The organism is Nocardia sp. NPDC004722 (assembly GCF_053601505.1).
In genome coordinates, this window is the sequence record NZ_JBSGBY010000008.1 from 1 (window position 1) to 13,992 (window position 13,992).

Consider the following 13,992-nt stretch of genomic DNA (forward strand, 5'->3'; position numbering starts at 1 on the left):
GATGATCGGCGGCCTCGGCCGCGGCGGCCACCCGGCGCACCAGCTCGATGCCGCCCAGGAACGAGGCGGCCTCGACGGTGCGGCTGATGCTGTCACCGTCGCGGGTCCAGTCGGGCAATTCGGTGAGGGCCTTGGCGATGTCGTCTTCGGAGAGCAGCGCGCGACTCATGACTCCGGTCTACTCCGCGATCACGCCGCGCGTGCGACTTTGAGGCACTTCTTGAGTTCCTTGCCGCAGCAGCCCGCGGCCTCCGCCTTCTTCATGCGCATGATGACCACGGGGCATTTCACGCACCGCGTCTTCTTGCGGCAGCATTTCTTCTTCGGCTTCAGACTCGAAACGTCCTTCGCCTTCACCTTGCCCATGTTGGTTAGCTTAACCTAACCTCAGCCCATTAAACGTGTGACTTGGTACTCCCGGTAATGTGTAGCTCGCCGCATGCCCGGTGGAGTTCGCCATGTCTCGTAGTAGGCAGCCCCACGCATGAGACCCATCCGGGTCGGCAACAACTTTTCACCAGGAGGAATCAAACGTGTCGTCTGTCGAGTTCCGCAACGTCGCCATCGTGGCGCACGTCGACCACGGCAAGACAACACTGGTCGACGCCATGCTCCGGCAATCCGGTGCGTTCGCCGAACGCGCCGAACTCGTCGACCGAGTGATGGACTCCGGTGACCTCGAGCGCGAGAAGGGCATCACCATTCTCGCGAAGAACACCGCTGTTCACCGGCACAATGCCGACGGATCGGTCACCGTAATCAATGTCATCGACACCCCCGGCCACGCCGACTTCGGTGGTGAGGTCGAGCGCGGTCTGTCCATGGTGGACGGCGTCGTGCTGCTCGTCGACGCGTCCGAGGGCCCGCTGCCGCAGACCCGTTTCGTGCTGCGCAAGGCGCTCGCCGCGTCGCTGCCGGTGATCCTGGTGGTCAACAAGACCGACCGCCCGGACGCCCGGATCGAAGAGGTCGTCGAGGAGTCGCACGACCTGCTGCTGGACCTGGCCTCCGACCTCGACGACGAGGCCTCGGAAGCCGCCGAGCTGGCTCTCGACCTGCCGGTGCTCTACGCCTCCGGCCGCGCGGGCGTCGCCTCCACCAAGCGCCCCGAGAACGGCACCGTGCCGGACGCGGAGAACCTCGACGAGCTGTTCGAGGTCCTCATGAAGTACGTGCCCGCCCCCAAGGGCGACGCCACCAAGCCGCTGCAGGCGCACGTCACCAACCTCGACGCCTCCCCGTTCCTGGGCCGAATCGGCCTGGTGCGCATCCACAACGGCACCCTGAAGAAGGGCCAGAACGTGGCCTGGATGCACGGTGACGGCGTCAAGACCGTGCGAATCACCGAGCTGCTCAAGACCGTCGGCGTCGAGCGTCAGCCCGGCGAGGAGGCCGTGGCCGGCGACATCGTCGCCATCGCGGGCATCCCGGACATCATGATCGGCGACACCCTCGCCGACGTCGACAACCCGGTCGCACTGCCGCGCATCACCGTCGACGAGCCCGCCATCTCCGTCACCATCGGCACCAACACCTCGCCGCTGGTCGGCCGGGTGTCGGGCCACAAGCTGACCGCCCGCATGGTCAAGCAGCGGTTGGATCAGGAGCTGGTCGGCAACGTGTCGCTGCGCGTGCTCGACATCGGCCGCCCGGACGCCTGGGAGGTCCAGGGCCGTGGTGAGCTCGCGCTCGCCATCCTGGTCGAGCAGATGCGCCGCGAGGGCTTCGAGCTGACCGTCGGCAAGCCGCAGGTGGTCACCAAGCAGGTCGACGGCAAGACCCACGAGCCGTTCGAAGAGCTGACCATCGACGCCCCGGACGAGTACCTGGGCGCCGTCACCCAGCTGCTGGCCGCCCGCAAGGGCAAGATGGTCCAGATGAGCAACCACTCGGCCGGGTGGGTGCGCATGGAGTTCATCGTCCCGTCGCGCGGCCTGATCGGTTTCCGCACCGACTTCCTCACCGAGACCCGCGGCACCGGCATCGCCAACGCCGTGTTCGACGGTTACGCGCCGTGGGCCGGTGAGATCCGCGCCCGCCACACCGGTTCGCTGGTCTCCGACCGCAACGGCTCGGTCACCCCGTTCGCCATGATCCAGCTGGCCGACCGCGGTCAGTTCTTCGTGGAGCCGGGCGCGGACACCTACGAGGGCCACGTGGTCGGCATCAACCCGCGTGCCGAGGATCTCGACATCAACGTCACCCGCGAGAAGAAGCTGACCAACATGCGGTCGGCCACCGGTGACGTGCTCGAGACCCTGGCCAAGCCGCTGCAGCTGGACCTCGAGTCGGCGATGGAGTTCTGCACCGACGACGAGTGCGTCGAGGTGACGCCGGAGATCGTGCGCGTGCGCAAGGTCACCCTGAACGCCAACGACCGCCAGCGCGAGATCTCCCGCCGCAAGGCGCGCGACAAGGCCGCCCAGGGGTAAAACCAACTCTCGGGGACTCTCAGGGGCTTCGCCCCTGAAACCCCAACCACCGGAGTCGGGGCTCTGCTCCTGAACCCCGATGCGGGCTTGCGCCCTTGAAAATTGCTACCGCCCACCCGGGCTCACCGGGTGGGCGGCCTCAGCTCGACCGACGTCGCCGTGGTGGACCGTGCCGCGGTGACCGAGTGGTCCGAAGGGGATCCAGTAGAGTGCCGAACGTGAGAGCGGGTGGCCGTAGGCGCGCGTCGTTGCGCGTGGTGCTGTTGTTGGTGGCGGCGCTTATGACCGTCGCCACCGGCTGCACGGCGAATCCGCCGCCGCCCATCGAGTCCACCGACAGTCCCAAGACGCAGCCTGCCAAGCCCGGTAACAAATCCGTGGTGGTGGCCGTCGACGACATCGGGATCGGGTTCAATCCGCATCTGCTGTCGCAGCTCTCGCCCGCGACGGCGGCGGTGGCGAGCATGGTGTTGCCGAGTCCGTTCCGGCCGACGCCGACGCCCGGGGTGCCGGGTGCGACGGACTGGAATCTGGATCCGGCGTTGATGGTGTCGGCGGAGGTGACCTCGCTGGAGCCGTTCACCATCACCTACCAGATCAAGAACGAGGCGTCCTGGTCCGATGGCGCGCCCATCGCGGCCGAGGACTTCAAATACCTGTGGCAGCAGATGATCTCGCAGCCTGGGGTGGTGGATCCGGCCGGGTATCGGCTGATCTCGGATGTGAGTTCGTCGGCGGGCGGCAAGACGGTGGCCGTCACCATGACGCAGCCGTATCCGGCCTGGCATCAGCTGTTCGCGGACCTGCTGCCGCAGCATCTGGTGAAGGACTCCGGGTTCGAGCAGGGGCTCATCGACACCATCCGGATCTCCGGCGGGCAGTTCCGCATCAAGCAGGCCGATCGCGGTCGCGAGGAGATCCTGCTCGAGCGCAACGACCGCTACTGGGGTGCGCCCGCGCAGCCGGATCAGATCCTGTTGCGGCGCGGCGGAACTCCCGCGCAGGTGGCCGAGTCGCTGCGGGTCGGGGACGCGCAGATGGCGCTGGTGCACGGCGGGGTGGCGTTGCAGGCGCAGCTTGCGGCGATCCCGTCGGTGCGCACCGCCATGATGGCGCAGTCGCGCGAGATGCAACTGGTGCTCAACGGCCGCAGCGGTGATCTGGCCGATGTGCGGGTGCGGCGCGCGGTGCTGGGGCTGCTGGATCCGGTGCTGCTGGCCACGGTCGGCGCGCAGACCGGCAGTTGGGTGGAACCGGTTCGCGCGCAGGTGCTTTCGCCGTCGGACCCCGGTTATGTGGCGACCGAGCCGCCGCGGCTGAGTCAGGACGAGGCGTTCGGGCTGCTGGGTGAGGCCGGATTCGCCCGGGGCGCGGAGACTCCCGCCGCGCAGTCGGCGACTTCGCCCGCGCCGCAACCGCGTCCGCTGGCCAAGAACGGCAAATCGCTGACGGTGCGGATCGGCGCGGTGGACGGCGATACCACCACGTTGGCGGTGGCGAATACGGCGGCGGACCAATTGCGCAGTGCCGGAATCGATGTCATCGTGCGCAGCGTGTCGGCGGCGCAGCTCTACGGCAAGGAACTCACCGATGTCGGGGTCGACGCGGTGGTCGGCTGGGAGCGCACCGGTCAGGATCCGGCGACCGTGCTGGCCTCGCGTTACGGGTGCGCGCCCGTGCCGCAGCCCGGTGACGGCGACTCCGCGGTGGTCGACGGCGTGAAGAAGTCACCGTCCAACCTGTCGGGCGTGTGCGATCCGACCTTGCAGGCCGCCATCGACAACGCGCTGCGCGGCATCGATGTCGGCAAGGTGATCGGGGACGCCGAGCCCAAGCTGTGGGAGTTGGCGACGGTGCTGCCGATCGTGCAGGACACCCAGGTGGCCGCGGCCGGTCCGCGGGTGGACGGGGCGTCGCTCAGCGGCGCGATCCAGACCGGCATCTTCGCCGATGCCGCCAACTGGCGGAGGGTGCCGTGAGCGCCGCGCATTTCCCGGGGGTGGCCACGCACGGTCTGCTGCTGGTGCACGCGCATCCCGACGACGAGTCCATCACCACCGGCGGCACCATCGCCCACTATCGCAAGCGCGGCCTGCCGGTCACCGTGGTGACCTGCACGCTCGGCGAGGAGGGCGAGGTCATCGGGGACGAGTACGCGCACCTGGTGGCCGGGCAGGCCGATCAGCTGGGTGGCTACCGGATCCTCGAATTGACCCGGGCGCTGGCCGAATTGGACGCCGGGACCCCGCATTTCCTGGGTGGCGCGGGCCGCTGGCGCGACTCAGGGATGGCCGGAACGCCCTCCGCGCGCAATCCCCGCGCCTTCGTGAACTCCGGCGATGCCGCGACCGACGCACTGGTGCAGGTGATCCTGGAGCTGCGCCCGCGCGTGGTGGTCGGCTACGACCCGCGCGGCGGCTACGGGCATCCGGATCACATTCGCGCGCACGAGATCACGATGGCCGCGGTGGACGCCGCGGCGGAGTGGGGCTGGACGGTCCCGAAGATGTATTGGACGGTCACCGACGGCACGGTGCTGGCGATGCACACCGAGGCGCTCAAGCGCCGCACCGTCGATCAGCTGCCGGGTGCGCTGCCGCGCGGCTGGCGGCTCCCGAATACCGGTGAATTGGCTTGTGTCCCCGCCGATTCCGTCACCACCACGGTGGACGTGTCGGATGCGCTGGCGGCCAAGCGGGCCGCGCTGCGCGCGCACGCCACCCAGGTGACGGTGGCCCCGTCGGGCCGGGAGTTCGCGCTCTCGAACGATGTGGCGCAGCCGGTGCTGCCGGAGGAGCACTACATTCTGGTACGTGGTGAGCGCGGCCCGCTCGGCCCCGACGGCCGCGAACACGATCTCTTCGCCGGGCTGGAATGAGAGACTGATGAGCCATGTATAACTGGGATCTGCAAAATGCCATCGCCGCGTTCGTCGAGAGCCAGCGACCCTATTTCGAGTGGCAGCACGAGCTGTATCTCTCGGTGCTGTACGGCTTCGTGGACATGCAGAGTCAGCTGCTGACCCTGCTCGGTTTCCCGCCGGTGCCGTGACGGCGGCCGTCGGAGCCCCCGCGGGCGAAGCGCTGGACGGGAATTCGCCGGTGCGCACGGTAGTCAACGCGGTGATCATCGCGCTGCTGCTGGTGGACGCGGTGATCACGCTCGGGTTCGAAGTGCTGTTCCTGCCGCTGTACGCCGGTCAGGCGCATCTGCCGGAGACGACGCAGGTGATGGCCGCGGGGCCGCTGGCGGATGCCGCGACCGCGGGCGCGATCCCCTTGCCGTTCACCGCCCTGGCCGCCGCGGTGATCAATGTGCTGCTGGTGATGGGCATGGGCGTGGTGACCAAGCGCTTCGGCGTGATGGCGCTGCCGCTGCTGGTGTGGGCGCTGGCTTTCTTGGTCTGCGCGGGTTTCAGCCCGAGCGGCTACGCGCTGCTCATGGGTGATTGGCCGACCATGCTGCTGCTCATCTGCGGTCTCCTGCCTCCGGGGATGTTGCTCTACTACCGGGCCACCGCCCGGCTGGCCGCTCCGACACCGACCGGCAAGGTGTGACCGAGCCCATAGCGTGATTGCCGCCCGCCGGTGTCACAGACCCTCGCCCTGTCTCGTCCTCTTGATGAATCGCACTGAAGATCAAGCACAGCGAGAGCGACGACGAGCGAGGGATGACGATGGGATTCGACGAACTGCGCAACACCGTCCGGGGCCGGGTACTGGTGTCCGGCGACGCCGATTTCGAACAGCTGGCCCGGCCGTGGAGCCTGGCCGTCACGCAGCCGGTGGCCGCGGTGGTCGAGGCCGCCGACGCCGAGGATGTCGCGGCCGTGCTGAGTTTCGCGCGGGCCGCGGGCCGCGCGGTGGTGACCCAGCCGACCGGGCATGGCGCCTCCGGTGGCGTGGCGGAGGCGATCCTGCTGCGCACCGGAGCCCTGAACCGGCTGGAGATCGATCCGGTCGCGCGGGTGGCGCGGGCCGGTGCGGGAGTGTCGTGGGGGCAGGTGCAGGCGCTCGCGGCCGAGCACGGTCTGACCGGTCTCGCGGGCAGCAACCCGGTGGTCGGGGTGACCGGGTACACGCTCGGCGGCGGTAAGGGCTGGTTCGCCCGCAAGTACGGCTGGGCGTCGAATGCGGTGCGCGCCTTCGAGATCGTGGACGCGGCGGGCCGCCCGGCCCGGGTGACCGCGGACAGCGACCCCGACCTGTTCTGGGCATTGTCCGGTGGCGGTGGCGATTTCGCCGTGGTGACGGGGCTCGAGTTCGAGCTGTTCCCCGCGCCCGGCCTGTACGGCGGCCGCATCACCTGGACCGCGGATCGGCTGCCCGAGGTGTGGGATGCCTTCCGCGCGTTGACTTCCGGGGCTCCCGACGAACTGTCGGTGTGGTTCAACCGCTTCCAGTTCCCCGGGGCGCCGGAGATGGTGGGCATCGACCTCGCCTACCTCGGCGACCCGGAGCAGGGCCGGGCCCTGGTGTCGGTGCTGGACCGGATCGGTGGCGCGCTCACCGACACCCGAGCCGCCATGTCGGTGGCGGATCTGGGGACCATCACGCAGGAGCCGACCGATCCGAGCCCGGCGATCACGCGCGGTGAGCTGCTGGACGAGCTGTCCCCGGAGGCCGAGAAGATCATTCTCGGCACCTCGATCGCACCCCTGGTGAGCCTGCAGGTCCGTCACCTCGGCGGCGCGCTGGCCCGCCCCGCCTCCGGTGCGCGCGGCGCGCTGTCCGACGGCTACCTGATCTCCACCCTCGGTCTCGGCCTGCCGCAGCTGCGAGATGCGGTGCGCGCCAAGACGACTGCGCTGGTGGCGGAGTTCGGCGAGCTGCTGACGGGCAAGAAGCCCTTCACCTTCCTGGCCCCGGGCGAATCCGCGGCCGCCGCCTTCGACACGGCGACCCTGGACCGGCTGCGCGCGATCAAGCGCGAGCGCGACCCGCAGACGGTGATCCGCTCGAATTACCCTGTGCTGGATTGATTCCGGGCGTGACGGCTTCTATCAGCGCCCACGCCTGTGCGAGCGGCAGATCGATGACGTGATACCGCTTCTTGCCCGCGGCCGACGCGGCCACCACGGTCGCCACACCCGCGCGACGCTGGAAGAAGGTTTGGCGGACGGTCCAGCCGATGACGCCGGGGGCTTCCAGGCAGTCGCGGTCGCGGTCCAGGGAGCCGCTGCGGGTGATCAGCCAGGTGGGATTGCCGTTCACGGCCGGGATGACGGCGTGCCCCAGACCCCGGTACCGATCCCAGGCCAGCGCTGCCGCGATCGGCACCGCGACCGCCAGCACGACCCACAGCCAGCTCGGAATGTCACCGCCCACAAGGGAAATCGCGAGCAGGACCGCCGCGATCACGGCGAGCGGGCCCAGCGTGCGGGTGTAGCGGCGGCGATGCGCGGCCGGACCGTGCGCCCGCAGGTGCGTCTCGATGAGCTCCGTGATCTGGGTCTGTCCGGCTCCGGACAGTGCGGGAATCTGCACCGTCGCAAAGGAATCCGCCTCGTCGTGGGCCACCGCGCGCCGCGCCGAGCCGGTGCCGAGCAGATGGGCCAGGGTGCGGTTCACGGCGCTGCGCGGGGCCTGCGGCAGGATCTTCTGGCGCGGGCTGGTGCCGACCATGATCGCCTCGAGTTCGGCGGCCCGGGCCAGGCGCAGCAGCAGGGGTTCGTTGACGGTCGCGCCGCGCAGTCGGGCCAGGTCGAGGGTGGTCTGGCGGGTGGTGAACAGGCCGTGGCGGATGGTGAGGGTTTTGCCGTTGTCGTGGACCTTCAGCCCGAACCAGGTCATCAGGTAGCGGGCGCAGGCGGCCAGGCTGACCACGACGACCAGCACGACGACCAGCAGAGCGACGACCGCGGCGATGACGCTCGCGCCGCGGTGGCCGACATCCTGCACGGTGCCGGACTTCAGGAACAGCTGGGCGAAGCCGTATTGGAAGGCCAGACCCACGACCGGCGCGATGATCGCGAAGCCGGTCAGTGAGAGCGGCGCGTAGCGCACCCAATCCGCTTGCCAGTGCGCGATTTCCACGCCGGGACGGTCCTCGGCCGGATCGGGTGCGAGGCGGTCTGGATCGGTGATCGACTGGGCGGCAACCGATTCCGAGCCAGCACGGGTGTGCGCCAGCAGTGCGGTGCGCAGCTCCGGCACCAGCTTGGCGTCCAGGGCATCCAGTTTGAACTGGTCCTTCTTCTCCGCGTGCTGCCCGGTGCCGATGGTCAGCACGGCCAGTCCGAGTGCCCGGTGCAGCAGATCGGCCTGCACGTCCACCGACCGCACCCGGTTGCGCGGCACCGAAAGGCGTTTGCGCTGAACGAGTCCGGTGCGCAACTCCACGTTCTCGGGCGTGATCCGGTAGGTGGTGGTGAACCAGCGGGTGAGCGCGAACGCCACGATGATCGCCACCACCCCCAGGCTCCAGGTGGGATTGTCGCTGCGCGCGCCCGCGAGCAGCGAGGCGATCAGGATCGGGATGTAGCGCACCAGCTCGGTGACCGGGTGCACCAGCAGCATGCGTTTGTCGAGCCGCTGCCAGGACTGCGCGTCCGCGCCGCCCGCCCCCGGGATCGGTGAAAGTACTTCTGTCGGATAGGAATCCGGGTTGACGTCGGGATCGCCGGGCTGGTTCACGTCGCATCCCCTCGATGCTGTGCCGCGATGGCGGTGAGTTGGGCGACGGTGTCGCGGGCGTCGGTGAGGGCGAGCGCGCTGATGTGCACGGCCCCGGCCGAGGAGGCGGTGGTGACGGTGACGGTGGCCAGCCCCAGCAGCCGTTCCAGCGGTCCGCGGTAGGTGTCCACGGTCTGCACGCGGGTGATCGGCGCGACCCGGCTCTCCTGGGTGAACCAGCCGGTGCGGGTGTACACGGCCTCGTCGGTGATCTCCCAGCGGTGCACGGCGTAGCGCCACAGCGGAATCGCGACGATGCTGAATACCGCCGCCAGCAGCACGATCACGAGGACCAGCGCCTGCACGCCGCGCCGGTGGGTGTCGAACAGCGCCCAGATCCCCACACCCAGGACCGGGACCACCCAGGACAGCGCGGCGCTGAGCGCCCACAGCAGTTTGGCGCGCGGGCTGGGACGCCGCGACGGATCGGCCAGTATGCCGCCGGAGGCGAGGGGCTGGGACATGCTGCTCATGCTTGCATGAATCCGCCCCCGGAGGCGGTTGTTACGGACGAGGACTGGACGCCCCGGTTCTGCTACTTCGGCGTGATCCGGTAGAGCCCGGTCGTGGTGCCCTGGTACTGGATTCGCCCGGGCGCGATGGTGCCGACCATCTGCAGGGTGTCGTTCACCGTGGTCGCGCCGACGTACTGCTCGACCTCGAGCTTGCCGGTGTTGGCGTCGATCACCGCGAAGTTGTACTTGTCGGACACGCCCGCGCTGCCACTGGCGCTGCCGCTGCTGCTGCCGTCGAAGATCCCGCCCAGCAGCCCGCGCCGGGTGAAGGTGTAGATCTTGCCGTCCGCCACGGACAGTCGCGGCACCGCCGAGGAGGGCACGGTGTTGGTCCAGACCACCGTGCAACCGGAGCCGGTGACGTCGATGCGGGTCATACCGCCCGAGATCGATGCGCTCGCGGGCTGACTGGGCCCGGCGTTGGCGGGCAGCGCCGGGTACGGGTAGCCGTAGGTGCTGGCCACGAAGACACTGTTGCCCGAACCGATGGGTGAGTTCTCGGTGCCGTCGATGGCCGGGATCGAGCAGACCTGATTACCGGAGACGGTGTCGAAGACGAGCAGATTCTCCTTCGTCGCCGCGTTGTCGGTGATGGCCAGGTATTCGGTGCCGTTGCCCGGCCCGAAGAAGGTGGGCGTCGCGCCGGTGCCCCAGCTCAATTGGCCGGGCTTGCGCGCGGGTCCGCGATCGTAGGACTGCCGCCAGGCGATCTGCGGGTTACCGCTCGCGTCCACGGTGAGCAGGTACAGGGCGTGGTCGGTGGCCACGGCCATGCCCTGGGGCGCGGTGGCGATGCTGTTGGCGACGATCTCGCCGGGCGCGAGCACGATCGAGTGCGCGGTGCCGTCGGTGTTGACGAATCCGGCCGCGGCATTGTCGGTGGCGAACCACACCCGGCCCTGATAGTCGGGCGACACCGAGGAGACCTCGTCGCAGCTGCCGCCGCCGCAGTGCCCGGCGACCGCCTGCGTCACATCGGTTTTCGCGGCGATCGACAGCGACCACGAGCCGTCCGACCCACGCTGGTGCGCGATGCGCAGCAGGCTGCCGGAGCCGTCGACGGTGACCATCCGATCCTGATTGTCGAGGTAGGCGTACACGCCGCCGAGCAGGCTGCCCTTGGTGAGATCGAGGTGGGCGAGGGTGTTGCCGTTGCTCGGGTCCAGCAGCAGCACTTCCGGCGCGCGGTCGGTGACCTTGGTGCACAGTGCCTGCGGGAAGCCGTCCGCCCCTTGCAGGATGGTCGGGCAGGCCGCGCCCTCCTCATGGAAGTCGGCGTTGACGCCGCCGGCGCCGACGCCCGGCAGCGGGGTGGTGTCGGAGGCCTCGGAGTCGCCGTGCATGGTCGCCGTGCCCTCCGGCCCCAGGTAGGGGTTGGCGGGCGGCACCGGCCCGAAGGCGAAGGCGGTGCTGGTGGCGATGGTCAGCAGGGCGGTGGTGCCCAGCCCGGCGACGACGGCGGCGCGGCGGATTTTCGCGAGCACGAAGGTCTCTCCCTACTACTTCAGCGAAGCGATCGCCCGCGAGGTTATTTCACCGCGACTGAAATTTGAACCGTTGATCTCAGTGAGTACGAATACTCGCATCGGACGCGCGGAATAACGGCGCGGGGTGCAGAGTTTGCCCGTTCCATGGCACCCGAGTCGGATAAGTCGGATGGATGGCGCATGATCGATGGCGTGACGGACCTTGCGAACCCGAGCCTGCCGCCTAACCCGCCGAACGCCTCGGCGATGCGCCGGGCGCTGCGCCGGGCCCGGGACGGCGCCACCCTCAACCTTGATGAAGCCGTGGTGCTGCTGCACGCCCGAGGCTCCGATCTCGAGGATCTGACCGCCTCGGCCGCGCGGGTCCGCGATGCCGGGCTGCGCGAGACCGGGTACGCGGGGGAGGTGCTCCCGATCACCTACTCCCGCAAGGTGTTCATCCCCATTACGCACCTGTGTCGCGACAAGTGCCACTACTGCACCTTCGTCACCGTGCCCGGCAAACTGCGCGCGCAGGGCAAGGGCATGTACATGGAGCCCGACGACATCCTCGAGGTCGCCCGGCAGGGGGCCGAACTCGGCTGCAAGGAAGCGCTTTTCACGCTCGGTGACCGTCCGGAGGACCGCTGGCCGGAGGCCCGCCAGTGGCTCGACGAGCGCGGCTACGACTCCACCCTGGATTACGTGCGCGCCATGGCGATTCGCGTGCTGGAGGAGACGGGTCTGCTGCCGCACCTGAATCCGGGCGTGATGACGTGGGAGGAGCTCTCGCGGCTCAAGCCGGTGGCCCCGTCCATGGGCATGATGCTGGAGACCACCTCCACCCGGCTGTTCACCGAACCCGGTCAGGCGCACTACGGTTCGCCCGACAAGGATCCGGCGGTGCGGCTGCGCGCGCTGACCGACGCCGGTCGCCTGTCGGTGCCGTTCACCACCGGCATCCTGGTGGGCATCGGCGAGAACCTGGTCGAGCGCGCCGAGTCGATTCTGGCGATCCGCAAGGTGCACAAGGCGTTCGGGCACGTGCAGGAAGTCATCGTGCAGAACTTCCTGGCCAAGCAGAACACCGCCATGCGCGACACTCCGGATGCCGATCTGGAGGAGTTCCGGGCCACCATCGCGGTGGCCCGGCTGCTGCTCGGCCCGAAGATGCGCATCCAGGCCCCGCCGAATCTGGTGTCGCTGGAGGAATGCCGGGCACTGCTCGCGGCGGGCATCGACGACTGGGGCGGGGTCTCCCCGCTGACCCCCGACCACGTGAATCCGGAGCGGCCCTGGCCGAACCTGGAGACCCTGGCGCAGGTCACCGCCGACGCCGGTTTCGTGCTCACCGAGCGCATCACCGCACACCCGAAATACGTGCTGGCGGGCCACCCGTGGATCGATCCGCGCGTCGCCAAGCATGTTGCGGCACTGGCGGATCCGGTGACCGGCCTGGCCGCCGACGTGAAGCCTTCGGGTCTGCCGTGGCAGGAGCCCGACCACGACTGGGAGTCGGTCGGCCGCATCGATCTCAACACCGCCATCGACTCCGAGGGCCGGCTCACCGAATCCCGCAGCGACTCCGGGATTGCCGATGATGCGCTGGGCGCCTTCGGCGACTGGGAGTCCATTCGCGAGCAGGTGCACGAGCTGGCCGCCGCCGCGCCCGAGCGTTTCGACGCCGACGTGATGGCCGCCCTGCGCGCCGCCGAGAAGGATCCGGCGGGCCTGACCGACGACCAGTACCTGGCCCTGGCCACCGCGGACGGCCCGGCCCTGGAAGCGATTACCGCGCTGGCCGATCAGCTGCGCCGCGACACCGTCGGCGACGATGTCACCTACATCGTCAACCGGAACATCAACTTCACCAATATCTGCTACACCGGCTGCCGCTTCTGCGCGTTCGCCCAGCGCAAGGGTGATGCCGACGCCTTCAGCCTGAGCCCGACCGAGGTGGCCGACCGCGCCTGGGAGGCGTGGGTCGACGGCGCGACCGAGATCTGCATGCAGGGCGGCATCGACCCGGAGCTGCCGGTCACCGGTTACGCGGATCTGGTGCGTGCAATCAAGGGCCGCATCCCCGAGATGCATGTGCACGCGTTCAGCCCCATGGAGATCGTGAACGGAGCGTCCCGGGGCGGCCAGTCGGTGCACGACTGGTTGACGGCGCTGAAAGAGGCCGGGCTGGACAGCATTCCGGGCACGGCCGCCGAGATCCTCGACGATGAGGTGCGCTGGGTCCTCACCAAGGGCAAGCTGCCCACCTCGGCCTGGATCGATGTCATCACCACCGCCCACAAGGTGGGCATCCGCTCCAGCTCGACCATGATGTACGGCCATGTGGACAACCCCAAGCACTGGGTCGGCCACCTGCGCGTGCTACGCGGAATCCAGGACGAGACAGGCGGTTTCACCGAATTCGTGCTGCTGCCGTTCGTGCACCAGAGCGCCCCGCTCTACCTCGCCGGAGCCTCCCGCCCCGGCCCCACGGTCCGCGACAACCGCGCCGCCCACGCCCTGGCCCGCATCATGCTGCACGGCCGCATCGAGAATATTCAGACCAGCTGGGTCAAACTTGGTATCAAGGGAACCCAGTTGATGCTGAACGGTGGAGCCAATGACCTCGGCGGCACCCTCATGGAAGAGACGATTTCCCGCATGGCCGGTTCCGAACACGGATCCGCCAAGACGGTCGAGGAACTGACGGAGATCGCGTCGGGTATCGGCCGCCCGGTCCGCCAACGCACCACCACCTATGGTGTACCCGCGAACCGTGCGCCCCTCGGGTCGCTCGCGCTGGGATAGCCAGCTGTATGCGGTCGCAGTGTCGCGACCAGAAGTTAGGGCAGGCTTGCAAGAGTAATGTTGGCTGGCCGGGATAGGGTTTTCGCCGAGCGGAGTT

The 13,992-nt window shown here is 69.0% G+C and carries 12 protein-coding genes; 7 read left to right on the forward strand and 5 right to left on the reverse strand.

Annotated features, from left to right (window positions below; translation table 11 throughout):
• Both ACWELQ_RS02270 and ACWELQ_RS02275 read right to left on the reverse strand, forming a co-directional pair.
• Positions 1-169 (reverse strand): 4a-hydroxytetrahydrobiopterin dehydratase (locus ACWELQ_RS02270; RefSeq protein ID WP_452395237.1); only part of this gene is annotated, 169 nt, incomplete at its 3' end.
• Positions 170-189: 20 nt separating this feature from the next.
• Entirely contained in the window at positions 190-366 is a 177-nt protein-coding gene (locus tag ACWELQ_RS02275; RefSeq protein WP_452395208.1) for a hypothetical protein, read from the reverse strand.
• A 167-nt stretch (positions 367-533) separates the two neighbouring features.
• On the opposite strand from ACWELQ_RS02275, the gene typA reads away from it, so the two are divergent.
• The 6 genes from typA (at position 534) to ACWELQ_RS02305 (ending at position 7,413) form a co-directional block, all read left to right on the forward strand.
• On the forward strand, positions 534-2,432 hold the full coding sequence (gene typA / locus ACWELQ_RS02280) for a translational GTPase TypA (protein WP_452395209.1): 1,899 nt from the start codon (positions 534-536) through the stop codon (positions 2,430-2,432).
• Positions 2,433-2,713: 281 nt separating this feature from the next.
• The gene (locus ACWELQ_RS02285) at positions 2,714-4,411 is read left to right on the forward strand and encodes an ABC transporter family substrate-binding protein (protein ID WP_452395238.1); all 1,698 of its coding nucleotides are present in this window, start codon (positions 2,714-2,716) and stop codon (positions 4,409-4,411) included.
• Complete coding sequence (mshB, locus tag ACWELQ_RS02290) at positions 4,408-5,310, forward strand: N-acetyl-1-D-myo-inositol-2-amino-2-deoxy-alpha-D-glucopyranoside deacetylase (RefSeq protein WP_452395210.1); 903 nt, start codon at positions 4,408-4,410, stop codon at positions 5,308-5,310. Before ACWELQ_RS02285 ends, mshB begins: the two co-directional genes overlap by 4 nt.
• A 14-nt stretch (positions 5,311-5,324) precedes the next feature.
• Positions 5,325-5,483 carry a hypothetical protein gene (locus tag ACWELQ_RS02295; protein ID WP_326306468.1) on the forward strand — a complete coding sequence of 53 codons (159 nt, stop codon included), beginning with the start codon at positions 5,325-5,327 and terminating at the stop codon, positions 5,481-5,483.
• Positions 5,480-5,989, forward strand: a complete 510-nt coding sequence (locus ACWELQ_RS02300) for a hypothetical protein (RefSeq protein WP_452395211.1) — start codon at positions 5,480-5,482, stop codon at positions 5,987-5,989. Before ACWELQ_RS02295 ends, ACWELQ_RS02300 begins: the two co-directional genes overlap by 4 nt.
• 113 nt (positions 5,990-6,102) lie before the next feature.
• Positions 6,103-7,413, forward strand: a complete 1,311-nt coding sequence (locus ACWELQ_RS02305) for an FAD-binding oxidoreductase (protein WP_452395212.1) — start codon at positions 6,103-6,105, stop codon at positions 7,411-7,413.
• Here the strand turns inward: ACWELQ_RS02305 and ACWELQ_RS02310 are convergent.
• From ACWELQ_RS02310 to ACWELQ_RS02320, 3 genes are all read right to left on the reverse strand, one after another.
• The gene (locus ACWELQ_RS02310) at positions 7,355-9,067 is read right to left on the reverse strand and encodes a PH domain-containing protein (protein WP_452395213.1); all 1,713 of its coding nucleotides are present in this window, start codon (positions 9,065-9,067) and stop codon (positions 7,355-7,357) included. The two genes, ACWELQ_RS02305 and ACWELQ_RS02310, sit on opposite strands and share 59 nt — an antisense overlap.
• Positions 9,064-9,570, reverse strand: coding sequence for a PH domain-containing protein (locus ACWELQ_RS02315; RefSeq protein WP_452395214.1), 507 nt, complete (start codon positions 9,568-9,570; stop codon positions 9,064-9,066). The genes ACWELQ_RS02310 and ACWELQ_RS02315 overlap by 4 nt, the downstream gene beginning before the upstream one ends.
• 71 nt (positions 9,571-9,641) lie before the next feature.
• On the reverse strand, positions 9,642-11,105 hold the full coding sequence (locus tag ACWELQ_RS02320; protein WP_452395215.1) for a hypothetical protein: 1,464 nt from the start codon (positions 11,103-11,105) through the stop codon (positions 9,642-9,644).
• Positions 11,106-11,288: 183 nt separating this feature from the next.
• On the opposite strand from ACWELQ_RS02320, the gene ACWELQ_RS02325 reads away from it, so the two are divergent.
• On the forward strand, positions 11,289-13,895 hold the full coding sequence (locus ACWELQ_RS02325) for a bifunctional FO biosynthesis protein CofGH (protein WP_452395216.1): 2,607 nt from the start codon (positions 11,289-11,291) through the stop codon (positions 13,893-13,895).
• Positions 13,896-13,992 lie beyond the last annotated feature (97 nt).

Coding starts and splice junctions, on each gene's coding strand:
- ACWELQ_RS02295 (WP_326306468.1), top strand. CDS start 5,325: ATGTATAACTGGGATCTGCAAAATGCCATCGCCGCGTTCGTCGAGAGC.
- ACWELQ_RS02315 (WP_452395214.1), bottom strand. CDS start 9,570: ATGTCCCAGCCCCTCGCCTCCGGCGGCATACTGGCCGATCCGTCGCGG.
- ACWELQ_RS02275 (WP_452395208.1), bottom strand. CDS start 366: ATGGGCAAGGTGAAGGCGAAGGACGTTTCGAGTCTGAAGCCGAAGAAG.
- ACWELQ_RS02305 (WP_452395212.1), top strand. CDS start 6,103: ATGACGATGGGATTCGACGAACTGCGCAACACCGTCCGGGGCCGGGTA.
- ACWELQ_RS02325 (WP_452395216.1), top strand. CDS start 11,289: ATGATCGATGGCGTGACGGACCTTGCGAACCCGAGCCTGCCGCCTAAC.
- ACWELQ_RS02285 (WP_452395238.1), top strand. CDS start 2,714: ATGACCGTCGCCACCGGCTGCACGGCGAATCCGCCGCCGCCCATCGAG.